Below are 21,866 nucleotides of genomic sequence, written 5' to 3'. Positions count from 1 at the left end.
TCCAGGAGGCTCCCGGGCTGTTTCGAAACGACCTGCGTCAGCCCTCTCCAGTCGGTCTCAACCGCCGGCCACGGGCTTGGAGCCGATGGCTGCGCAGGCTGCTTTCTCTGTGGGGTAGCCGTCCGCTGGGTAGACCACCGGCCCGCCGAGTGCCCCCTCGTCGCCGGTGGCCGAGGATTCGCCGCTGTCAGGCTGCGCATTGGGGAAGAAGCAGGCTACGAACCGGGTCGGCTTGGGAGTCCGCGTCCTTGTGTCCTGGGCGGGCTGGTTCCACATCCGATCCCAGGATGCCGCGCAGGAACGCGCCGCGTCCTGCGGATCGAAATCCTTCATGGCTTTGAGCGGCAGCTGGCTCAGGTCCGCTTCTGGTGACAGCGTGCGAGCGCACATGACATTGCGCCCGTCCTCGTCCCATGGCCCGAATGTGGCCACGGCAGCCGTGGTGGCGCCCCCGAGGAGTGCGGCCGTGACCGCACCCACCATGAACATGTGCCGACGCCTCCCGGAACCGGCCGTGGCACGCGGCCGCTCGGTGCGTAGCAGGATCTCCCGCAGGACGGCCTGGCCGTCTTCCGAAGCCGCCCAGCCTTCGGTGCCGTCGCCGGTGGGCCGCAGAGCGCGGACGGCGGCGAGGTCGGCCGCCCGGCTGTGCTTGGTGACGCTCTCCTTCATGCTGACTCCCGTTGGATGAATTGGGGGTGGGAAATCGCTTTATGGACCGGCCGTGCATGGCCTGCACGGAGCAGCTCTGCCCTGAACCGTTTGCGCGCCCGGTGCAGGCGCACAGCGAAGGCAGTAGCCGTGCAGCCCGCGACTACAGCCGCCTGCTTGGCCGTCAGGCCGTACCAGGCGCTCAGCACGAGTACCTCTCGGTCCTGTTCGGAAAGCGCCGACAGCGCGGCGGCCACCTCGGCACGCGTCCCTATCGTGTCCGCGATCTCCGCGGCCCCCGTCCGGTCGGCCATCACCGCCAAGTGCTCGGTCAGTGCGCGGTGCCGCTGGTCGGACCGCACGCGGTTGGCGAGCAGCCGCCGGGCCGAGGCGAGCAGCCACGGCAGGGCATCGTCGGGCACAGATCCGGACTTGCGCCAGGCCAGCATGAAGGTCTCCGACAGGATGTCCTGAGCTGTCTCCCGGTCCGTACGGTGCAGCAGGTACGCCAGGACCCGATCAGCATGAGCCGTATAGAGCGCTTCAAGGGCCCGGTGCCCGGTCAGGTCACCGTACTCCCCGGCGGTTGTTCGTCGTCGTCTCACAGCACCTCCATGGTCCGTCCATCAACGGCCGTCAACCGGGAGATGTTCGGCCGGGCCGGATCTCTTACAGCCTCTGACGGATTCAGGCTCGGGTCGACTTGGCGGGCGTGATATGGAGCACGAGCCTGCCTTGAGTACACACTGTGCGCGAGTCGCTCGTGTGCACCTCCCCTCCTGTGGGGAGCATGACCGGAGAGATAGTTGGAGGTCATGGCATCCAGGAAGTGCATCTCGACGCCGACTTCCATGACGGTGCGGTGCGGATCATGACGGAGACCGGGAGCCCGTCCCCGGGGGTGGTCGAGGAGCTGGGTATCCATCCCGGGACGCTGCACAGCTGGGTCTCGCGGGCCCGGCGCCACGGGTCGCCGTCGTCGGACCGGCCACAGGGGCGGAACGTATTGTCTTGGGCTCGGCGTCGGCCAGGTCCTCGTCGTCGTGCACTGCCAGCAGCCGCACCCAGGCGTCGAGATCGTGGGCGAGGTTCACGGCGAGCATCCATCCGCGGTTCGCTTCCCAGGAGACAGAGGGCAGGTGGTCCAGTCCCGTCGCCATGGGTGCGGACCCGGTCCTCGACGCCGGCGTGCGAGTGGTGCAGCACACCAAAACGCGCAGCGGCAGCGGATCAGTCCGTCCGCCACATCCACGATCACGCTACGGCGTGAGCCAGCGAAAGCCGTACCCCAGCGACCTGACCGACGCCCGATGGGCCTTAATCGAGCCGACGTTGACGACCTGCAGAAAGGGCCGGCTCGCCCGCAGGCCCACCGGGTAGCCGGCCAAGGTCGACCTCCCGACGTATCCTCGCCCAGCTCAACCACGACCTGCCCGGACTGGTCCACGTGGAGGACACCCATGACCCGGTCCTGCGGGTCTGCAACAAAGCCCCTCGGTCGACTGTGTGATGAGTGAGATCACCACTCCGACAACGAGGGGCTCTGCTACGTCACACTTCTCGCTGACCAGCCCGCTTCACCCGTGCAACCCAGGATGAAAGGGCTCAGTGCGGTGTGTTCATGCTCCTGCCCCGTGTCAGGAACGCTCGACCTGGAAGACGTCGACCTTGTCGTTCCAGTTGCCTCCACCTGGGTAGTCCATGTTCTTGAAGTTCGCCCAGCCGTGCGGGGGGATGAGTTCACGCTCCCGGTCGTGCAGCGGCCAGGACCGCGAGTCCCAGATCGTCGCAGTTCCGTAGTTGATCGACCAGCGGCCGACCCAGTAGAAGACCGAGCTGAGCTTGTCGCGGAATCCGTAGTCGCCGAGGTTCTTCTTACCGCTGCTCGAGAACTGTAGGCGCCTGCCACCGTAGTTGGCGTCCTGAAAGAGGCACCAGTAGTCGGCGGCACATTTGTCGTGCGGGTCAGAGGCCAGATCGGTGGTTGCTCTGAGGCTTGCCTTACGGACCTGGGCCGGAAGTTCTGGGTCTGCCAGGGATTCCTCATTGGAGTCGTAGCAGTGGACTTCGCCGTTGGGAAGTTCCGTACAGATACTGGCGCCTTCCCATGACTCGGCGAGGTTGATCTTCTTCCCGTCATAGTCGGCGATCACCGGGTTCACCGGGTCTGCGGTCGGCTCCTCGGTCGGCTCTGCCGTCGGTTCTGCAGTCGGTTCCTGAGTTGTCGTGGCCGACGGTTCCGCAGTGGGTCCCTCCGCGTGTGCCAGCGGGGCAGTACCCAGCAGAAGGGCTCCAGCAGAAGCTGCGGCTAAGACGGTGGACGTAACGAGTCTCGGTCTCAAGAGGAGTTCTCCCTGGTGGTGTCGTAATGGTGCAATCTGGTCCCGTCAGGGCCGTACACGTTGAGCACGTAGCCCTGAAGGAGGCTGACGCCCGTCGCGGTCAGGAAGGACGTCAACGTCTCGTCGAACTTGTCGAAGCCGCTCCCGTAGCCGGACTTCTTGACGGTCCATACAGTGAGGGTCAGCAGTCCATCCCGGTTCGTCGCGTGCTTGATGCCGTACACGTCCGGGTCTCCGCCGGCCCGGCGATAGCGTGCCGCCAGATCTCTGTCGCTACCGACCGGGGACGCGCTGGTGGTCGGCGGGCCGCCGGCAGCGGTCGGACCGGTGTCTGTGCTGCATCCCGACAGCAGAACCGCAACGGTCAACAGGAATGCTGGAAGGATTCTCTTCATGGCCTCAGCGTGGCAAAAGGTCAGTGGTGGACGGACGTCGGGCCCCGCTTACCATTGGGCCCTTCACTGGTGAACGGGCAGCACGACGATGCTGGGGCAGCCCTATTACGTCGGCGAGCACTATGCCCTTTCGGTCCGGAATCTCAGCGGGCGCCAGCACTGACCACGTAGGTCGTCGCCCTGGGCGACTGATCACCGAACGAGACCAGCAGAGAGGCCCACGTGGAGAAGACCCCTAGGCCGGTGACCAGCAGTTTCACGAAGGACTGGTCCGACTGCCGTACGTCGCGTTGACTAACTTCTGCGCCTGCAACACCATCTGGTCAACCAGCAGCATCCCTCCGTTTTCGGCAGGGAGCGTCGACATGATGACGCAAAGCGGCTCCCCCCGTCGCCGTTCCGATACGCGCCCCCTTGTTCGAGCGGTGGTCAGCCGCGTTCGAGGACGAGCGGGATCACTGTAGACAGGCGGGTACTGAGATATGCAAGAGAAGATCAACAAGGTGGCGTGAAACAGCAGCACTTCACTCCGGTCATCCGATCACCAAGATTCCATGCGGTTGCTGCAGTCTTTAGGTGAAGAACCGATGGTTGGCGAAGTTCGGATTCAAGTGAGATGACCGAAAGTGGGCCCGTCGGCAGCCGGGTCCCCACCCGGCCACGCACCGGTACCCGCGCGCCTGAGGTTCTTCTTCCGGGCCTGAAGCGCGTTGCAGAAGGGGATGAGTTTGCAGGTCAGCACCAGTCTACGGCTGTGCTGATCACGCGGACAGGGCGAGGTTGTGCATGTGCGCGACCGCTTGGACGGCGGGATGCAGGCCGTCGCCGTGCTGGCGGCAGTCGCGGAGGATCTTGTAGATCTTCAGGCGACCGATCGCGTGCTCGACCCGCGCTCGGACACGGCGATGTTCCGCGTTGTCGGCTTCCTCACCGCCCAGCAGCGCCCGGCCGGGTCGTTTGCGGTGCGGCACGACCAGGCCGGTATTGATGTAGGCGCCGTCGCCGAGCACCGTGACTCCCTGACACTGCTCCGGCAGACCGGAGTTGCGCCAGACATGGGCGTCGGCCTTGTTGCCCGGAGCCGGACGGGCGGTGGCCACGACCAAGCGGGTATCGGCGTCGATGATGACCTGCACGTTCGCGGAGAACCGGTAGGTGCGGCTCGAGGCGCCGACCTTTCGGTCGCGGACCGGGACAAGGGTGCCATCGACGATCCACAACCGGTCCGCGGTATCGGCCGGACGCGAGGTCGGCGCGATCGCGAGGCGGGGGCCGAGCCGCTGGATGACCCTGCACACCGTCGCCGGCGAGATGCCGAACAGCGGCGCAAGCTGCCGCATGGTGAGGTTCGTCCGGTAGTAGACCGCTACCACCAGCACCCGCTCGGCAAGCGGCAGACACCACGGCCGACCGATCCGCGGCCCATCGCCGCCTCGCTCCCGCACCGCCTTCAGTAACCGCTCGAACTGCGTCATCCGCAGCCCCGTGAACGTCTCCACCCACAATGGATCAGCCCTCAACACCCCACGCATACAAGGGAAATGCCCTGATCACGGCCTTCTGCAACGCGCTTTAAGGGCTGTCCCGTAACTGGCAGCATCCGTGGGGACTGCAACCCAGAAGGTCTGGTTGGCGCTTGTCTTGGGCGTTTCGCGCTGACGTTTGCGGGCGCCGATGTCCATGACGCTGATGTGGGCGACAGGGCTACGCTGACCCAATGATCGCGGATGGCGCTACGGACAAGGGCAGCGTGACCACAGTGCGGCGGATCGGAGAGACGATCCGCCGACCCATCGGCGAGTGGACGTCCGCGGTGCACGCCTTGTTGACCCACCTGGAAACGAAGGGTTTCACTCGGGCTCCGCGAGTCCTTGGCACTGACGGCACCGATGAGGTGCTGTCGCTGGTACACGGCGAACCCGCGTTCTCACCTTGGCCGTCGGCTCTGCGATCGGCTCTCGGAATCAACGAACTGGGGTGCTGGCTACGCGAGTACCACGACGCTGTCCGGGACTTCCAGCCGCCGGCCGACGCACGATGGCAGGGCCAGGAGGACGCCTGGAGTCCCGGCATGATCATCAGGCATGGAGACCTCGGTCCATGGAACTCCATCTGGAACGGCGACCGCCTGGCCGGTTTCATCGACTGGGACTTCGCAGCGCCCGGCCACGCCGTCGACGACCTTGCACAACTAGCCTGGTACGCCGTGCCGCTGCGCCCCGCCGAGCAGCAGCGAAGAGCATCGATCGCCGGTGTGCACACCCTTCGGGTCCGCCTCGACGCCCTTTGCGCCGCCTACGGGGCACGGCCGGTAGACGTACTCGATGCCCTGGAGGCCGTCCAGTCCCGCGAGGCAGAGCGCATCGAACGACTCGGCCGGCTGGGCCACGAACCATGGGCAACCTTCCTCGCCCGCGGCGATGCGTCCGAGATGGAGGCCGAGAGATCTTGGCTCCGATCGGAACGCACGGTTCTTCTCGGCGGTTCGGGCAGCTGAGCACGGCCCGCCCCGGCCGACCCGAGCTGGCCCGTTCCCGCGATGGCTGTTGTCGCCTCGGCGTCCGAGCCGTATCCGGGGGCGTCTCGTAGCTGTCGGCTACGAACGAGATGATCTTGCAATGGCTAGTGTGATCACGGCGTCGGAGTCGTCCTGGATGACCCCGTTCACCGGGCTGAACCCGCGCCAGTTCGCAAAGCTGGTGACAGTGTTGCGTCGCGCCGGTGTCGATACCTACCACCGGGGACGACCAGGGGCTTGTCGCTGGACGACCGGACGCTGCTGGTCACGGCGTACTGGCGCACGAACTTGACGATGCGCCAGTACGCCCCCCCCTGTTCGGCATCTCGAAGTCCGCAGTCGACCGCATCATCGATCACCTTGGGGCGCTGCTGGCACTGCAACCTCGACGCCGCTTCGCGAAGGACACCGTACTCATCGTGGACGGCACCCTGGTCCCGACCCACGACCATGAGGTCGCCGAACAGTCGAAGAACTACCGGTACTTCACCAACCACCAGGTCGTCGTCGACGCCGACACCCGCCTGGTCGTCGTGGTCGGACAGCCACTGCCGGGCAACCGCAACGACTGCAAGGCGTGGGTCGAGTCCGGCGTCAAGGCCGCGGTTGGCCACACCACGACGATCGCCGACGGCGGCCACCCGGGGACCGGACTCGTGATGCCCCACCGTCGCCGCGCCAACGAGGAACTGGCCGACTGGAACAGCAGCACAACCGCTCGCACAAACAGGTCAGAGCCCGCGTTGAGCATGCCTTCGCCCACTTGAAGACCAGGAAGATCCTTCGCGATTGCCGCCTCAAGGGCGACGGCGTTCACCACGCCATGCTCGGCATCGCCCGCCTGCACAACCTCACCCTCGTGGGATAGAGGCTGTCGCACACCGTAGATCTTTCCGGGACAGCCCTTAGGCGCTCGGCTACGGCCGTCGTGGAGCCCTTCAGACGCGTGAAGGAATTTCTCTAGGCCCGCGCGGCTTTCGGCGGAGGTCGGGTGAACGGAGCTCGTATGGCCCGTCCGAGGCCGTCGAAGAGCTTGCGCCGGAGTGGGGCCGACGCCGGGTAGGTGTCCTGATCATCCATACCCGGCAGCGTCGGGCCCCTCTCATGTGAAACATCGTGTGCCACGTGGGCCAGAAGAACGTGTGGTGGGGGCTTCGGACGGAGTGCGACTACGGCGGGTGACGCAGGGGCGCCAGCGTCCCCCTGGCTCGAAGCTCTCGAAGTCGGCTGCGGATTGGTCCGACCCTGGCGGCGCGGCTCTACGCACGCAGTTCTCCCGGGTCGTGGCCGCATTATGCTCCCAACAGGCGGCGAATGCGTTGGACGGATTCCAACCCCGAGTGCTCCGACTCTTCATAGCTTTCCAGAACCCGACGTCCGAACTCGTTACGCAGATGCCGTGAGTTACTTGCCGCCAATAGATACTTAAGGTCCGCGAAGGTGGTCCAGGAGTAGTACACAGATTTAATGGAGCCCACCTGGCCAGAGAAAGAGTATTCGTCGGTAGGCGCCGTCCCTTTTAGGTCGGCAATGATCACATCGCGCAGTGCCATCATGTGTGCGGATGACGACGAGGGACTATATATCTGGTCCACCTCCTCTACGTATTCGAACGCAGCCCTTTCCCTGTAAGCCGGGCGGGCGATTAGGCCGAGAATAATCCGCATTCCCTGCGCCGCTTCTCCCTGGATCTCAATGTCCTTCTCTCCGCTTTCGAAGGCCTCCCGGTACCTTCCCTCCCTGCTGTAGAGGCGAGTCAGGACCGCGAAGGGAGGAACCAGCGTGTTTGGTGCAGCAACCCCTGTCGGAGACATGCGGGACCACAACTGCAGCCAGGGACCAGCCTGCCGGGGCACCTGCGTCGACTGGAGGTCCAGCACCGCCTGTTCGACGTGGTGGATCAAGTCGTAGGTTCGCCATCCGAGGTGATAGCGCACGTACGCAAGATTACTGGTGACGATCGGCAGCCACCAGGCACTCGGCTCGACTGATGCACCGCATGCGCGGCTCAAGAAATCATGCGCTCGCTCGAATTGACCGTCCCAGACCGAAACGCAGGCTATATTATTTAACCATCGGCAATATTGCGCCGGGTCGCCTGCTCGATACGATTCGGTTATCGTTAAACCCATGGCCAAAGCCTTGGCGTATTCTTGATTATCGAAGTGCCAGAAGAAGCGTTCAATCTTGGCTTCAAGATCAATTCTGGAACTCGTGCTCCGGCTTCCGTAGTCTGCAAAAATTACTTCACTCACGGTTGCCGTCAGCCCAGTGGTCAGGACCAACCCAAGTGCGGCCAAGAGGTCGCGTCGGGTCCAGGATGCCTGTATCGATACATGATCTGCTTCGCCTACTACGACAGCCATGTCTTGAGCATGCACACCGGAATTGATTCGGGCACGTGGGTCTTTTCGGTCGCCGGACGAGGTCAGTGCCCGACGTGTCCCGGGCCCGGCTGGGGAGGGCGTTGGAGGTGAATACCCCCCTGGTTGGAAACTACTGCGATCGAATTTCCTTCGGTGTGAAGCGTGACATCACCTCGGACGGTGGTCGTAGAAGTCCCGTTTGCGACCCCACCTGCAGTCGGCGACCGTTCAGCGAGCAAGGCGCGGAGCAGGACAGCAACGGCCTCTTGGTCTGCTTCTCTCAAAGAATCAAGCAGGGCCGCGAACTGAGCTTCAAGTGACGCAGCCAACAGGGTGCTCGTCCGTGTGATGTCGGCAGAGCGCCCATCCTCGCTCAACGCCATGGTCGACTCGTCAATCCGGCGCAGGGCGGCCACAGTCCGTTCCCTATCGCCGCGGCCGAAGACCTCAGCCACACGTGCTCGCATTGCTGTCCAGGCATCCGTCCCAAATGCACTTGCTGCCGCGGCGCCGGCCGCCGAAGCCAGAGCCGCCAGGGTGTCAGCAACCATGTCTCCGCCTTTGGCGCCAGGGGATGGATGAGACGTCCCTTACATCATGCGGGTCGGCTCGCCTGGTTGCCAACACACAGGTCTGCTAGGCGAATCGGGACGTATCCACGAAACGCGACATGACCTCAGCCGACCCTCCGGCCGGAGAGATAATCGCTGCTTCAGCAGTGCTTGACTGAGCGCGACCTCACCGCCGTGATCCTCACGCATGCCTTTGGAACGACGTCGCCGGGCCCGAGCGACCGGACGCCCCAGCAAGCTCAGGCACGCCCTCGCGGCGGCCTCGGGCGGTGAGGAGCAGGAGTGGTAGCCGTGGCGAACACGCCGCGGAGCCCTCACGCATCGGTGTGCTTCTACCGCCGGACGGCCACCAGGAGGTCGTCGGGCGCCTCCACGAGCGCTAGTGCTGTGACCGCATAGGTTCACTGGGTTGGCGTCCTGCCGCTGTGCGATTGTTCAAGGAGTGTTCGCGGTCGCCCAGGAGCGGAACAGGGCGAGGGCTTCGGTGAGATTGCCGGGGCCGCATCTGGCGTGAAAGGTCTTCTCGGAAGTCCATGCCCAGACCCAGTCGTGAGCGCTGCGGTTGACGTCCTGGCGGGGGTATTCGCGTTGCTCCAGGTCCGTCTCCTCCAGGTCGATGGTGACGGTCCAGCCGGGGTTGTCGAGCGTGGCGATCTTCAGGCCCCACTCGTGCTCCCAGTCCTCGTTGCACTGCGCGGCGTACCAGTGCTGCAGCCAGTCAAGGACATCTTCCGAATCGCTCATGACAGGGGATGCTAGTAGTGCTCTGACCATAGGTTGGCCGGGTCGCTCAGGCCGCGGTGGCGAGTGGTCGTCCACCCCAGCGGATGCCCTTCTCGCTGCGGATGCGGGCGCGTTGCTTGCGTTCGGCGGCCAGGACGTCGCGGTGGCGGGCGTTGGCGTTGCGCCAGCGGAGGTAGGCGTGCAGGGCCCGGGTCTGCACGGTGTGGTTGGGGTGGTTCGAGTTGGCGATCGTGAACTGCCGCAGCGGTCCGAAGTGCGCTTCGATGGGGTTCGCCCACGAGGCGTAGGTCGGGGTGAAGCACAACTCGACCTTGTGTTTCTTCGCCCAGCGGCGGATGTCGGAGCCTTTGTGGGCGGACAGGTTGTCCAGGACCACGTAGATCGGGGCGCCGTCGGGCCGGGCAGCGCGGATCGACTTCAGCGCAGCCAGCGTGTTCACGGCTCCCTTCTTGCGCCGGTTCACGCCCCACAGGCGGTCGTCGCCCACCGAGTAGCAGCCGTGGAAGTACCGGACTCCGTGGGCGCGGTGGTAGGTGGTCGGCACCCGGTCGGGATGCTTCCGTTTCGCCCAGCCCGAGCCAGCGGTGGGCCGGATCCCCAGCGGGCCGGAATTCGTCGAAGGCGAAGACCCGGTCCGGGAAGCGGTCCATAACGTGCTCGATACGGTCCAGCTTCGCCTCACGGTCGGGGTCCGGGGACTCCTTCCAGGTCTTGGTGTGCTGGAAGGTGACGCCGCGGCGGGCGAGCAGGGACCGTAATGCCTCGCGGCCGATGCGGATCACCCGGCCGTGCACTTTGCGCAGGTAGGCGACCAGCTTGCGCAGCGACCAGCGGGTGAACGGCTGGTCGAGCTTGACCGGGCGGGTGGTGGCCGTCGCGATGACGAAGTCCTCGTCGTCATCGCTGAGTTGGCGGGGACGGCCTCCCGCCCACCGAGGGTCCAAGCAGGCCAGGCCGATCTCGTTGAAGCGGTGGATCACGTCCCGGACGGTGTCCTCTCGGCCTGGACCAGCTGGGCGATCACCGGCACCCGGTTCCCGCCGGCCGAGGCCAGCAGCATCATCGCGCGCCGGTAACGCACCAAACTGGTGCTGCCCCGGCGCACGATCTGCTGCAGCTTCTGCCCCTCCTGGTCGGTCAGTCTGCGCACACGGACGGGCTCGGCCACCACGCCTCCGGCCCCCAGGCCGCCCTCGACCTCCTCGGCCGCACCACCCCCTCCCCCACCCCCGCAGGCTCGCCCACCCCGCAACGCACCCTGGCCGACGGTACGGCCGGGGCCCACCTGCACCCGTACGCGGACCTCCAGCCCGCCGGCACCCGCTCAGCAGACCTGCGCCGGCTCGGCCGCAGCCAGGGAAGCGCGGGGTGATCACTATGGGCCGTCACATCCTCCACCTGCGTTTCGGCCTCCCGGTCGAACCGGACGCCGAACTTTCCGAGCGGCTGCGCCGCCTGCTCGAAGGCATCACGCCCCGCGTGCAGATGATCGAGCCGGACATGGCCGTCCTCGACCTCACCGGCGCACTCCCCTACTGGAAGCGCGACGCCCGGGCCTGACCGAAGTGGTCCAACTGCGTGTCCTCGCCCACTTCGGCCTGCCCAGTTCCGCGGGCTGTGCGGGCAACCGGATGCTTGCCGCCATGGCCTGCGCCCTCACCCCACCGGACCGGCGCACCGTCATCGACGACCGCCCCGAGGCCATCGCCGCCTTCCTGCGGCCCCGGCCGGTGCGTGAGCTGCCCGGCGTGGGCGCGAAGACGGCTGCCACGCTCGCCGAGTGCGGCCTGCACACCGTCGGCGACGTCGCCGACGTCCCCCAGGGCACACTGCAGCGCCTGCTCGGCGCCCGCGCCCCCCATGAGCACGCCCACGGCCTCGACACCACCATCGTCGACCCCACGCCGGCCCCGGCGAGTCTCAGCACGGAGCACCACTTTGCCCGCGATGAACTCGACCCGGCCGCCCACCGGCGCGTCCTGCTCGCCCTCGCCGACGACCTCGGGGCCCGCCTGCGCACCTCCAGCCAGATCGCCACGGGCGTGACCTTGACGGTCCGCAACGCCGATCTCAGTGCCACCCGACACAGCAGGACCCTGCCCGAAGCCACCCAGCACACCGTCCTCGTGGCCCGCACGGCGTACGCCGTGTACGACTCCCTCGGCCTCCAGCGCGCCCGGGCCCGCAGCATCGCGGTACGTGCCGATGCCCTTCGGCCCGACGACCGGGCCACCCGGCAGCTCACCGTCGACGCCGACGACGACAAACTCCTCGCGATCGAAGCCGTGGCTGATCGGGCCCGGGCCCGCTACGGGCACCAAGTCCTCTACCCCGCCGCCCTCGCCATCAGCGCGCGTCCCACGTCGGCACCTCACCAGCACAGAAGCGGTCGCCCAGACGACACACGCGGATGTCGCCCCACCTGAGCGCTCTGCTTTGACCGGGAAGGCCGGGGCCCGGCAGGCGGAACTCTGTGTAGTGCAGGCGCTCTGTAGGTGGTTGGCTAGGCTCCGGATCATGTGGAGAGAAGCGGCGACAGCGGTGTTTCCGGGGGTCGGATTGCGTAAGCCAGCCCAGGCTCCCGAACTGATCGCGGCGGAGACCCGGCGCGGGCAAACGCTGCCGACAGACCTTCGGGGATTGCTCCTCGAGACCAACGGGATCATCGGCCACGTCCACGTGGACACCGTCTGGTCCATCGACCAGATCGTCCAGACGAACCTTCACTTCTGGGCCGACCAGACGCTCGGGCAGCTCTACATGCCGTTCACCCCCTTCCTCTTCTTCGGGGACAACGGGGGCGGCGACCAGTTCGCCTTCGTGCATACGCCCGAGCGTCCCGACATCTTCGTCTGGGAACACGAGAGCGACAGCCGTCGATGGGTCGCCAGCAATCTCCAGGACTACCTCAGCCGCGCGCTGCAAGGCAGCGGCGACGACTGGTATCAGATGTAGCGCGGCAGTCAGCAAGCACGCCGCCCCGACGCCGGGGGCCGCCCACCTCGCCGGCCGGGGGCCTTACGTCAGTGCACCCAGTCCTGCGCGCCGCCGCCGCGCCACTCGATCAGCGCGGACTGCTGCACCCACACATCGTCCACGTCGTCCAGGCCCGCGAGGCGCAGGAACTCGGCGACGTCCAGCAGACCGTATGCGAGCCCTACGAACCGGTCGTCGACGCGTACGCGTCGGCCGCCGTCCTCTGCCGACGGATAGATGATGACGGGCTTCGTGGTGGTCATGGCACCAGCGTGCGGTGGAGGGCTCGTGCGCGCATGCGGGTCAGTGGTGGTGGTCGTAGGCTGGTGCTGCTCGGGGCTCACGCGGAGGTTCGTCATGCCCCGAACTGTGTGGAACGGTGCCATCTCGTTTGGCCTGGTCAACGTACCTATTCACGTGGTCAGCGCGACCGAGAACCAGCATCGCCTTCCATCAGTACCACCTGGAGGACATGGGCCGGGTGCGGGTGAAGAAGGTGTGCGAGCTGGAGGACCGTGAGGTCGCCCAGTCGGAGATCGGCAAGGGCTACGAGTACGCCAAGGACCAGATCGTCGCCGTCTCCGATGCGGACCTTCGGGAGCTGCCGCTGCCCACGGCGAAGGCGATCGAGATCGAAGCGTTCGTGCCGCTGGAGTCCATCGATCCGATCCGGATCGGCGACGGCTACTACCTCGCCCCCGACGGCCAGGTGGCGGCGAAGCCCTACAAACTCCTGGTGCAGGCGCTGAGCCGGTCGTCGAAGGTGGCGGTCGCCAAGTACGCGTGGAGCGGCGCGAACGTCTCGGTCTGCTGCGGATCCGCGATGACGTGATTGTGCTGCATGCGATGCACTGGCCGGACGAGATCCGCGCCCCGGGCGTTGTCGCCCGCCGCACGAGACGGTGTCGGAGGAAGAGATCGAGGTGGCGCTCGCCTTGATGGAGTCGATGTCGCGCGATGACCTCGACGGTCCCGAGTTCGAGGACACCTACACCGACGCCCTCGCGAAGATCATCGAGTCGAAGCGGGAAGACAAGCCCCTTCCGGAGGCGCCAGAGCCTGAGCAGCCGGCGAAGGTCCTCGACCTCATGGCCGCTCTCACCGAGTCGGTCGAGAAGGCCAAGGCATCGCGCGGCGAGGACGCCGACGTACACGAGCTGCCGAAGAAGACCACGGCCAAGAAGACGGCGAGGAAGCAGCCGGCCAAGAAGGCGGGCACGAAGAAGACCGCTGCGAAGAAGACCACCGGGCGCAGGGCGCGCAGCGCCTGAACAGTGCACATCGCGGTTGTGGCGGTCGAGGTGGCGCGATGGCTCGTGCGTGCAAGCGGAATGGGTGGCGCCCGGCACTCGGTGCGGTGGATGAGCAGGGCCCGCATTTCGCGGACCGGCTCACGGTGCACGGCGGCGGCGAGGGCGACGCCGTTATCTGTTCTGGCCCCGGCGAGGAGGTGCCGGTCTGCGTCGAGGCTGATTGGCGTTCGACGTCGACGTTTGCCGCGCCCCCCGTCAGCCGTTGCACGGGCATCAAGGTCAGGACAGTTTGCGAGAGCCCTCAACAGCACGGCACGTCCCGACAGTCTCGACTCGCTGCCGAGCCCCAGAAGTTCACGTGCACTACGTCGCGTCCCCAGCCGACGCCGTGCCCTACCCGTGGCGAGCGCGGCACTGCACCAAGTACCGGCGAAACACGAACACCGTCGTGACCTGCACCTCTTCGGCCTGGACACCCTGATTTTGTGGGAGCTGGGCGCCTACGGGGAGGACCACGACGTACGCGCTGGCCTCGTCCGCCTGTCGCTGGAGCGCGCCGACACGGCCGCGGACGCCGCCGTGCTGATCGGGGATACCCCGGCCGACATCGAGGGAGCCCACACCAACGGCGTGCGCGTGATCGCCGTAGCCGGCGGCCGCAGCGACGAAGCCGCCCTCCTCGGCGCCGGCGCCGGCGCCGGCGCCGGCGCCGAGGTGGTCCTCCCCGATCTGCGGGATACCGACCTGCTGGTCAAGCTCGTGCGCAACGGCACCTGAACACTCCAGCGGCTGCCAAGACCCACTCCTTGACAGCGAAAAGGGGCGGCTGGCGCGCTCAAACCGCCCCAGCCGCCCCCTCTCATGTTCCGTAAGGAGAACCCCCGTCCATGACGACCTTCCCGGCCCCCGCCACCGTCATCGACAAGAACCTGGATACCGCGTGTGCCGCTGTCACCAGCGAGATCAACCGAACGGACGGCGAGGCGTCCTTGTTCTTCGAACTACTGGAAGGCCGGATCGACTGGAGCATGGTCAGTGTGGACTCGACCCCCTGCCGCGTCCATCAGCCACGATGGTTCGACCAGCCCCTCACGGCTGGGCCATATCGTTCAGCACGTTTCCGTCAAGGCGTAGTTGCCGAAGGTGAAGTGGTAGGCCGCCCCCGAGCCCGGGGGAATGGTGAAGCAGTCGCTGTCCGGCCCCCAGCCGATAACGACCCGTGCCCGTTGCGTGTTGCCGCATGCGTTCCACACCCACGCGACCTGCCCGGAAGCCTCGTTGTAGATGTCCGTCGAGACGCACCACGGGACGTTCCCCGTCACGGATGCGTCCTGGGCAGGGGCCGCGACCGCCGGTCCTGCCGCACAGGCGAGGGCGGCCGCTGCCACCAGAGAGGTGAAGAGAACTTTGCGTGATGCCATAGGGCGTCCTCCGTTGTCGTGTGGTGGTGGCCCAGCGCCTGCGCGCCTGAGTAGGTGTCTTTCAACATCTACCCGGGCCGTCACCGGTCGTGTCCGGGTACGGCGTGTGCGGGTGACCTGGTGCAGGCAGGAACCAGTAGAGACCGAGTCAGTATGTGATCGCAGAATGCCGCAGTCCAACGTTGTGGAATTCCTCGAAAGGGTGGACGTGTTGGACGCCCTCCTGCTATAAGTGGCGCGCCTGCCCGGAGCTGGCCCGCTGGCGCGTGTCGATGAGCTTGCCGGCCTGTCACCCGACGCTGACGTCAGCCCTCTCCGTTGTGACGGTCATGGGCTTTTGCTGGGGCCCACGTCGGGGGCGTGTGCTGGTAGCTGATGGCACTCGGGCCAACGCGGAGAAGCGCCGACGGGGAACGGTGGGTTCTGCACCACTGGCAACACACCGCCTCTGACCTGCGGCATCGAGGTTGAAAAACACCTACTCAGAGGGCGTTTAGGCTGCCTCTGTCATGTTTCATGCGTTTGATGGCGAGTGATTGGTGGGGTCGGAGGGGGCGAAGGTTCGGGTGGGGTGGAGGAGACAGCGAAGTCATTGTTGCGCCCTATTTGCTCCTGTTTCATCCCGACAGGCGCTGATTCAGGCTGAATGCTTCAGCTCCGGTCCCGCGCGCCCTGCCGTTCCGCTCACGCTTGCGGCCTCCTGGCAGTATGAGCGAACGGCGGCGGTATCCCAGCGACCTGTCCGACGCCCGATGGGCCTTGGTAGAACCGCTGTTGACGAGCTGGCGGGACGACAAGGCCCGCCACGGGCTCAACATCGGCACCCCGCCCCAGCACGATCTGCGCGACCTTCTCGACGCGATCCTCCACGTCGCCCGCACTGGCATCCCCTGGCGCTACCTGCCGCACGACTACCCGCACTGGAACACCGTCTACGGCTACTTCGGCCGGTGGGAGAAGGACGGCATCTTCGAGCATCTCAACGCCCTTTTGCGGCGCCGGGTCCGCGAGGAAGAGGGCCGCAATGCGGAACCGACCGGCTTCGTGACAGACGCCCAGAGCGTGAAGACCTCGACCAACGTCCCCGCCCGTGAACAGGGCGCTGACGTGGGCAAACGAATCGTCGGCCGCAAGCGCAGCATCATCATCGACACGACCGGCCTGATGCTCACCGTGCTGGTCACCGCCGCCAGCATCCAGGACTCGTCGCCGGTGAACGCCTCCTTAACCGCCTCGCCGCCGACCACCCCGGCCTCCGCAAAGGCTGGGCCGACCGCGGCTACCGCGAATACCTCGTCGACCACGCCGCCCGCCACTGCATCGACCTCGAAGTCGTCCGACGTGCCCCCGGCACGAGGGGCTTCAAGGTCCTGCCCCGGTGGTCGAGCGCACCCTGGGCTGGCTGATGCACCACCGACGCCTGGCCCGCGACTACGAAGACCTGCCCGCCCGCTCCACCGCCATGATCTACATCGCGATGATCGCCCTCATGACCCGCCGCCTCACCCACGAATCCACACCAACCTGGCGAGGAGCCTGAAGCACAAGTACATGCCCACCCAGGAGCCGCCCGAAGGATGCTCGCTGGTACCGATTCTCGGTGTCGTCGTGGTAAGTGCTGCGCGATACTCGCCCTGTGGAATGGCGCGAGCGGGTACAAGCAGCTGAACAGACCGGTGATTGGGATGCAGCCATCTCGCTGGTGAGCGCTCGTGCCGAGTGCTACTCCACCGATTTCCTCGCGCACGACAATCATCTGTGGCACATGGATTTGCTCGTTCGTGCGGAGCGATTCGGCCAGCTCACCGAACTCGCACTCACAGACGTCCACGCGCGTCGGCGACTTAACAGATCACTTCACGAGCGGGGGATGGACACAACGCTGCGCCACCGTGCTGAGGCTGGCGACAGTAGTGCCTTGTATCACCTCGTGAAGTTGCTGTGTGGAAGAGGCCAGCTTCAGGAAGCCCACGAAGCGGTTGAGTGTCTAGGTCCTGAGGACGAGTACGCGCACCAGCTCGTGGCCGACTTCCGGACGGCCTCGGGCGGCACTCGGTAGCTCTCCGCCGCGGACTGCCGGACGTGCGTGAAACGATGCCACTTCCGGGCGAAGTATCGGCAGAAAACACCCTCTCAGCTTGTCGTTAAAGGTCGGGCGGGCGTTAGCTCAAGTATCAACTCCATGGCTCCATCGAGAAGATGCGTCTCGCTCTCGTTCATTGACGGGTCGGCCGCCCGTCTCTTTCTGGCTTCCGCAAGGCATCCGGAGTCGGTGTTGCCCAGGGTGATCGCGGGGCCGAGGTGTGTCAGCAGTGAGGCGAGTACTGCCCGGGCCAGCGCCGCCAGGGCCGTGTTGCCGACAGCGACCTGCGCCAGGATCAGGGCCGACATTCCCCAGTCCAGTCCGGGCGGCCCTTCCTCGGCGTTGCGCCAGTCGATCACCACGGGCCTGCCCGGCGTGAGCATCACGTTGTCCGGGTGCAGGTCGAGGTGGAGGATCCGATTGACGGGATCGGCGGAGACCCGTGCGGGAACCGAGTGCAGACGGTGCAGCAGATTGGCGAGCCCCGCTCCTGCTTCCTCGGCCGTGATCATGCCCTGCAACAGCGCCTGAAGCATGGACGGGCCGTGCAGCCGCTGCATCACCAGGTCGGTTCGCGGCGCCGTGCTGTGACCGGCGCCCGCCGAGTCCCGGAGGCGTGGCACCGGATACCCGTGCTCCTCGAGGTAGACCATCACAGCGGCTTCGGCGGTGACGTCGCCGCCGTCGCGGTATCGGCGAAGGACCCAGTGATCATCGATGGCGAACACGTCCGCGCTGCGGCCGGAGCCGAGTAACCCACCCGTCTGCATGCAGGGACCCTATCCGTCGGCGGAAACGCCTTCCTTCCCCGTGCGCCGTGGCTTGGTGCCCTTCTTGTGGTGGGCCGGGCGGGTGCATGCCTCACCGGTGGCGAGGACGCGTCCGACTTCTTGACGCGTTGCCGCACGACGGTTCTTGGAGCCCGGTGGGCGCCCGGGGCCGGGGCGGGAAGGTTTGGGTGCACGCGCTGGGAGGCCATTTTCGCCCGCAGGTTCCGGAGCCCTCGGCGGACGCGGGCAGGGGTGAGCCTGTTCGGCTCGGCCGGTTTCTCCCAGGGACGGCGCAGATCGGCGGCGAGCGGGCGGGCGAGCCGGAGCTGGGTGTGGGCGGCGACGACCAGCCAGGTCCAACGGTCTGCTGCTTGCGGGCTACGCTGTCTCGGCTTCGTCCAGCCGAGGGTCTGCTTGATCATTCGAAAGGTGTGTTCCAGGTCGAAGCGGCGGAGGAAGGACTGCCAGCAGCGGTCGATGTCCGCCCTGGTGGCGCCGGTCCTGGACCACCACAGCCAGACCGGCTTGTTCTCCCCACCGCTGGGGAGGCGTTCGACGCGGAGGCGGATGACAGTGCCCTCGATGAGGGGCAGCGGTCCGTCGTGGTCGAGCCAGGCCGCTCGTCTGGTGAGCCTGGGGTGCAGTCGGTCCCACGCCCGTGCGGTGGCCTTTCCGTAGAGGCGGGTGTCGGTGACGGTCACGGCCTGCTCGGTTCCCCAGGTATCCGGGTCACCGAAGACGAACTCGCCGCCGTGCTTGGGCGGCCGGCCGCCCTTGGGGTCATAGACGCGGGGCGGGATAGGCCGGCGAAGGACGCGGTCAGAGCGCATCCGGCCGAGAATTTCGACGGGCAGGCCCTCCAGGAGGTGGGCGATGCGCGGGGCGTCGTAGCCCGCATCCAGCACGATCAGGACGTACGGATCGCCGTCCGTCCACTGTCCGGCGGCGATCAGTCGTTCGACGAGGTCGTGGATCTGTGCGGTAGTGACGGCAGCGACGTCCGCGCCAGGCCCCAGACTGATGGCGTCCAGCGGCGCGGTCCACGACGTGCGACCCGTCTCCAGCGCGGCGACGACCGAGTACGGCCACCCGGGGATCATCTGGTGCCTGCCCTCGCCGCGGCCGTAGGTGTGGCAGAACGAGCGGTCCGGAGCGGTGGCAGCATCCGGCCGCAGCCAGGGCGAGACATCTGCGGCCAGGACCAGACGTCCGTCTGCCGCCTTCGGCAGCGGCAGCCCGGCGAGCGTCCGGCGCAGCCGGGCCACGCCCAGGCGGCCGTTATTCAGACCGCCGTACAAAGCGCCGTGACCACGACGATGCTCGGGCGCCAACGCGAGGTCTACCAGCGTCCGCACCGGCCCCTCCGTGCACAGCAAAGCGCCGGCCAGCTCGAACAACGCGTCCCCGCGTCCGTTCAGGCACTCGTAGAACTCCGCCCGGAAACGTGACAGCGTCGCGAACGCTGTCCGCTTCTCCATCTGTTGCAGCACACTCATCTCACGGCCCCGGTCTGATCACGTGCGTCTTTGGTCGGAGCACATGATCAAGCCGGGGCCGTCCACCCGTCCGGCGAATGCCCAGGTGAGCGCCCAAGCTCGAGTCCCATTTCGGACCGGAACCTTAAACGACAAGCTCAGCCCAGAGGCAACTGACCGAGCGGGCGCCCCTGGTCGGCCTGTGCCTCCAGCAGAGCGGCCACGTCCGGCTCACTTGTGAAGACGGGGCCGTCCCAGCATTCCGGGACAGGCGCAGGTTCCAGACGCACCCGGGTGCCATGGGTGCTGGCGGCGTCGAGGAGAGTCTGCAGAACGTTCAGTCCCTCCAGATCGAGGGCGCCGAGACGGGCCTGCCACGTCTTCGTGGTGTCATCGAATGATGCGATCGGGCGGAGCCGGTTCAGCTGCTCTTTCCATTGAGGGGCGGCGGCCGGCGCCGCCCAGATGGTGGCCTGCAACACCCAACCGCGGTCGGGAGAGTTCGGCGAACTGGTCATGCCCTGACGGTAGATGCCGGCACTGACAGCGAACGTTCACTCATAGACGGTGGCGGCCTGAAGCGCTCGCGCCAGAAAGGTCCAGTCCCCGCCATCCGGGAGCTCCTTCCCGAAGTTCCGGTACCAGCCCGGCGAGGCATGCATCCATGCCGCCAGAGCCTCAAGGAAGCGGTCGAGGGTCTGGTTCTCCCATTCGTGCCCCCTGCGCAGGTAGTCCTCGCGCAGGCCTTCAACGAAGGAAACCAGTTCGTCGCGGCTGCGGACTTCGTCGTCGGGAGTCAGTGGCATGAAGTGAAAGTACCGTGCGCCTCGTGCCTCAGTGCCCTTGGCGATCTATAGGAGCATCAGTGCCCCGGACGGGTGAATCCGTGCTTGGCGCAGAACCGGCGCCGTTCCGAGCGCGTACTGACAGACGTGGACCCGATCCGAGACACTCACCTGTCGGAACCGGGCCTGCTCGTCATCGACGTGGCAGGCCTCGACGATGACACCGTGCTCGCCTTCCACGCGGCGATCGCCCGCATCTGGACAACGACGCCCGCCGAGCCCACCACCCGGGATGGCGGACAGCCAGGTGTGCGGCTGCGGATGTATGCCGACCTGCGCCAGGTATCCGACGAACGCTTCGCAACGGAGCGGGCGCGCGGGAGCACTGAGTGAGGCTGGCTCCGTCGCTACGGGGGAAAGCGACGGAGCCAGCCTTGCGTCCACCGTGCCACACCCGACCCCCAACGCGCTCGTTATCCGCGCGTACTCGCCTTCACCGCGGCGCGCAAGGGCCGGCAGGCCTCACGCGGCGCCCGATGAGCTCGATGACATGTTCTGGAGCGAAGAGGAAACACTGGCCATGCAGCACGCGATCGAACGGGAGCGTCTTCGCCTGCACAACGTGGCGCGCACCGAAGCACGGCACCTTCGGAAGGCCTCCGGCGCCTGCGCGACCTGCCGCGGCCGCCTCAACGCCTACGGCTGGGACCCTGGTGTTCCGTCACGGTTCTGCTCAGCGAACTGCGTTCCGGCTGCTCCCCGCTCCTCCCCGAACTCGGCCACGACCGAACGCCCGGCCAATCAGCGACCGGCAGAAGAACCTGCCTGGTAGGCAGGCACCCAGGCGCCGGTGCAGGTCTGGAAGTCTGCGGTCGGTACCACGATTCCGGTACCGACCGCCCGGCTCTTCCGGAGTTCTGTCTACGTCGGCGTTGGTCTCAGAAGTGACTCCAGCTGCGCCAGGAGAGTCAGCGCTGTGAGTTCCTCATCGAGGGGCGCGTCCCCCACTGATGCTTCAGACCTTCGTGCGTGGTCGTCCAACGCGGCTTCCACCACTGCGATGAGTGCTGACCTGGCGCTCATCTTCCGGTCGGGCTCCCAGAACAGGACGGGGGTATCTCCTGACAGCCCGAGCGCCTCTCTGATCTCGGCGAGGCCGTAAAGGCAAGACTCCGAACTGCCGCGCAGGGCCAGGACGTACGGCATGCCGCAGCCGTCGAGGTAGTTGAGTACGTCGTGGCAGTCCGCCAGGCAACGGGGATCAGCCAGCACCAAGGTCCCTACCGCACCCTTGACGAGAACGTCCCACACCTGCCGGTCAGCGGAGTTGGGCAGGGCAATGTTGTACAGCTGGAGGTCCTCCGACAGCGTGATCCGGCCGAAGAACGCGGACGTCACCGACTGCTCGTCCGGCAGCGCCAATTCCGTCGCGGTACTGAATTCGCTGACCTTCCTGATGAACTCCACAGAACCCGCCCGCTCACCTCCCGCGATGAGGATTTTTCCTGTCTGCGG

The 21,866-nt window shown here is 66.5% G+C and carries 21 protein-coding genes and 6 pseudogenes; 12 read left to right on the top strand and 15 right to left on the bottom strand.

The window, feature by feature from the left end; genetic code table 11:
* Nucleotides 1-57: 57 nt before the first annotated feature.
* Entirely contained in the window at nt 58-672 is a 615-nt protein-coding gene (locus ABZ098_RS43925) for a hypothetical protein (protein WP_356600524.1), read from the bottom strand.
* Nucleotides 669-1,256: a sigma-70 family RNA polymerase sigma factor gene (locus ABZ098_RS43920; protein ID WP_356600522.1), complete on the bottom strand. Its 588-nt coding sequence runs from the start codon at nt 1,254-1,256 to the stop codon at nt 669-671. Before ABZ098_RS43920 ends, ABZ098_RS43925 begins: the two co-directional genes overlap by 4 nt.
* Nucleotides 1,257-1,917: 661 nt before the next feature.
* On the opposite strand from ABZ098_RS43920, the pseudogene ABZ098_RS43915 reads away from it, so the two are divergent.
* Nucleotides 1,918-2,028: pseudogene (locus tag ABZ098_RS43915) on the top strand (IS5/IS1182 family transposase); the annotation flags it as partial.
* A gap of 260 nt (nt 2,029-2,288) precedes the next feature.
* Here ABZ098_RS43915 and ABZ098_RS43910 read toward each other — a convergent pair.
* The 3 genes from ABZ098_RS43910 to ABZ098_RS43900 form a co-directional block, all read right to left on the bottom strand.
* Nucleotides 2,289-2,813, bottom strand: a complete 525-nt coding sequence (locus ABZ098_RS43910) for a peptidase inhibitor family I36 protein (RefSeq protein WP_356600520.1) — start codon at nt 2,811-2,813, stop codon at nt 2,289-2,291.
* 176 nt (nt 2,814-2,989) lie between these two features.
* Nucleotides 2,990-3,388 (bottom strand): hypothetical protein, encoded by a 399-nt coding sequence (locus ABZ098_RS43905; protein WP_356600518.1) that lies wholly within the window; start codon nt 3,386-3,388, stop codon nt 2,990-2,992.
* 761 nt (nt 3,389-4,149) lie between these two features.
* Nucleotides 4,150-4,920, bottom strand: a complete 771-nt coding sequence (locus ABZ098_RS43900; protein ID WP_356600516.1) for a transposase family protein — start codon at nt 4,918-4,920, stop codon at nt 4,150-4,152.
* 185 nt (nt 4,921-5,105) lie between these two features.
* Between ABZ098_RS43900 and ABZ098_RS43895 the strand changes: the two genes are divergently transcribed.
* Complete coding sequence (locus tag ABZ098_RS43895; RefSeq protein ID WP_356600514.1) at nt 5,106-5,885, top strand: aminoglycoside phosphotransferase family protein; 780 nt, start codon at nt 5,106-5,108, stop codon at nt 5,883-5,885.
* 224 nt (nt 5,886-6,109) lie between these two features.
* Nucleotides 6,110-6,774 (top strand): annotated as a pseudogene (locus tag ABZ098_RS43890) (transposase).
* 424 nt (nt 6,775-7,198) lie between these two features.
* Here the strand turns inward: ABZ098_RS43890 and ABZ098_RS43885 are convergent.
* The 3 genes and pseudogenes from ABZ098_RS43885 to ABZ098_RS43875 form a co-directional block, all read right to left on the bottom strand.
* The gene (locus tag ABZ098_RS43885) at nt 7,199-8,272 is read right to left on the bottom strand and encodes a hypothetical protein (protein WP_356600512.1); all 1,074 of its coding nucleotides are present in this window, start codon (nt 8,270-8,272) and stop codon (nt 7,199-7,201) included.
* Nucleotides 8,273-9,279: 1,007 nt separating this feature from the next.
* Nucleotides 9,280-9,588 carry an immunity 53 family protein gene (locus ABZ098_RS43880; RefSeq protein ID WP_356600510.1) on the bottom strand — a complete coding sequence of 103 codons (309 nt, stop codon included), beginning with the start codon at nt 9,586-9,588 and terminating at the stop codon, nt 9,280-9,282.
* Between the two features lie 46 nt (nt 9,589-9,634).
* Nucleotides 9,635-10,756 (bottom strand): annotated as a pseudogene (locus ABZ098_RS43875) (IS630 family transposase).
* Between the two features lie 9 nt (nt 10,757-10,765).
* Here ABZ098_RS43875 and ABZ098_RS43870 point away from each other — a divergent pair.
* The 4 genes and pseudogenes from ABZ098_RS43870 to ABZ098_RS43855 form a co-directional block, all read left to right on the top strand.
* Nucleotides 10,766-10,960 (top strand): annotated as a pseudogene (locus tag ABZ098_RS43870) (hypothetical protein); the annotation flags it as partial.
* 5 nt (nt 10,961-10,965) lie between these two features.
* Entirely contained in the window at nt 10,966-11,148 is a 183-nt protein-coding gene (locus ABZ098_RS43865) for a hypothetical protein (RefSeq protein ID WP_356600508.1), read from the top strand.
* Nucleotides 11,149-11,153: 5 nt separating this feature from the next.
* Nucleotides 11,154-12,014, top strand: coding sequence for a hypothetical protein (locus ABZ098_RS43860; protein ID WP_356600506.1), 861 nt, complete (start codon nt 11,154-11,156; stop codon nt 12,012-12,014).
* Nucleotides 12,015-12,105: 91 nt separating this feature from the next.
* On the top strand, nt 12,106-12,543 hold the full coding sequence (locus ABZ098_RS43855) for an SMI1/KNR4 family protein (protein WP_356600504.1): 438 nt from the start codon (nt 12,106-12,108) through the stop codon (nt 12,541-12,543).
* Between the two features lie 68 nt (nt 12,544-12,611).
* On the opposite strand, the gene ABZ098_RS43850 is transcribed toward ABZ098_RS43855, so the two are convergent.
* Complete coding sequence (locus ABZ098_RS43850) at nt 12,612-12,827, bottom strand: hypothetical protein (RefSeq protein ID WP_356600502.1); 216 nt, start codon at nt 12,825-12,827, stop codon at nt 12,612-12,614.
* A gap of 94 nt (nt 12,828-12,921) precedes the next feature.
* Between ABZ098_RS43850 and ABZ098_RS43845 the strand changes: the two are divergent.
* Nucleotides 12,922-13,835: pseudogene (locus ABZ098_RS43845) on the top strand (Ku protein).
* 381 nt (nt 13,836-14,216) lie between these two features.
* Nucleotides 14,217-14,594 (top strand): HAD hydrolase-like protein, encoded by a 378-nt coding sequence (locus tag ABZ098_RS43840; protein ID WP_356600500.1) that lies wholly within the window; start codon nt 14,217-14,219, stop codon nt 14,592-14,594.
* 332 nt (nt 14,595-14,926) lie between these two features.
* Here ABZ098_RS43840 and ABZ098_RS43835 read toward each other — a convergent pair whose 3' ends face one another.
* Nucleotides 14,927-15,238, bottom strand: coding sequence for a hypothetical protein (locus ABZ098_RS43835; RefSeq protein ID WP_356600498.1), 312 nt, complete (start codon nt 15,236-15,238; stop codon nt 14,927-14,929).
* Nucleotides 15,239-15,946: 708 nt separating this feature from the next.
* On the opposite strand from ABZ098_RS43835, the pseudogene ABZ098_RS43830 reads away from it, so the two are divergent.
* Nucleotides 15,947-16,778 (top strand): annotated as a pseudogene (locus tag ABZ098_RS43830) (IS5 family transposase).
* Nucleotides 16,779-16,874: 96 nt separating this feature from the next.
* Nucleotides 16,875-17,297, top strand: coding sequence for a hypothetical protein (locus ABZ098_RS43825; protein WP_356600497.1), 423 nt, complete (start codon nt 16,875-16,877; stop codon nt 17,295-17,297).
* A gap of 74 nt (nt 17,298-17,371) precedes the next feature.
* On the opposite strand, the gene ABZ098_RS43820 is transcribed toward ABZ098_RS43825, so the two are convergent.
* The 4 genes from ABZ098_RS43820 to ABZ098_RS43805 all read right to left on the bottom strand — a co-directional run bounded on the left by ABZ098_RS43820 (nt 17,372) and on the right by ABZ098_RS43805 (nt 20,372).
* On the bottom strand, nt 17,372-18,049 hold the full coding sequence (locus ABZ098_RS43820) for a phosphotransferase (RefSeq protein ID WP_356600495.1): 678 nt from the start codon (nt 18,047-18,049) through the stop codon (nt 17,372-17,374).
* The gene (locus ABZ098_RS43815; RefSeq protein ID WP_356600493.1) at nt 17,974-19,569 is read right to left on the bottom strand and encodes an NF041680 family putative transposase; all 1,596 of its coding nucleotides are present in this window, start codon (nt 19,567-19,569) and stop codon (nt 17,974-17,976) included. Before ABZ098_RS43815 ends, ABZ098_RS43820 begins: the two co-directional genes overlap by 76 nt.
* Nucleotides 19,570-19,724: 155 nt before the next feature.
* Nucleotides 19,725-20,084: a hypothetical protein gene (locus tag ABZ098_RS43810; RefSeq protein WP_356600491.1), complete on the bottom strand. Its 360-nt coding sequence runs from the start codon at nt 20,082-20,084 to the stop codon at nt 19,725-19,727.
* Between the two features lie 36 nt (nt 20,085-20,120).
* Entirely contained in the window at nt 20,121-20,372 is a 252-nt protein-coding gene (locus ABZ098_RS43805; protein ID WP_356600489.1) for a hypothetical protein, read from the bottom strand.
* An 84-nt stretch (nt 20,373-20,456) separates the two neighbouring features.
* Between ABZ098_RS43805 and ABZ098_RS43800 the strand changes: the two genes are divergently transcribed.
* Nucleotides 20,457-20,744, top strand: coding sequence for a DUF6207 family protein (locus ABZ098_RS43800; RefSeq protein ID WP_356600487.1), 288 nt, complete (start codon nt 20,457-20,459; stop codon nt 20,742-20,744).
* Nucleotides 20,745-21,272: 528 nt separating this feature from the next.
* On the opposite strand, the gene ABZ098_RS43795 is transcribed toward ABZ098_RS43800, so the two are convergent.
* Nucleotides 21,273-21,866, bottom strand: a 594-nt coding sequence (locus tag ABZ098_RS43795) for a hypothetical protein (RefSeq protein ID WP_356600485.1), incomplete at its 5' end; no start/stop codon positions are given.

The organism is Streptomyces sp. NPDC006335, from assembly GCF_040612795.1.
Lineage (GTDB): Bacteria > Actinomycetota > Actinomycetes > Streptomycetales > Streptomycetaceae > Streptomyces.
Note: the sequence above shows the minus strand (reverse complement) of the source record. Positions and strands in the feature narration are given on the sequence as shown.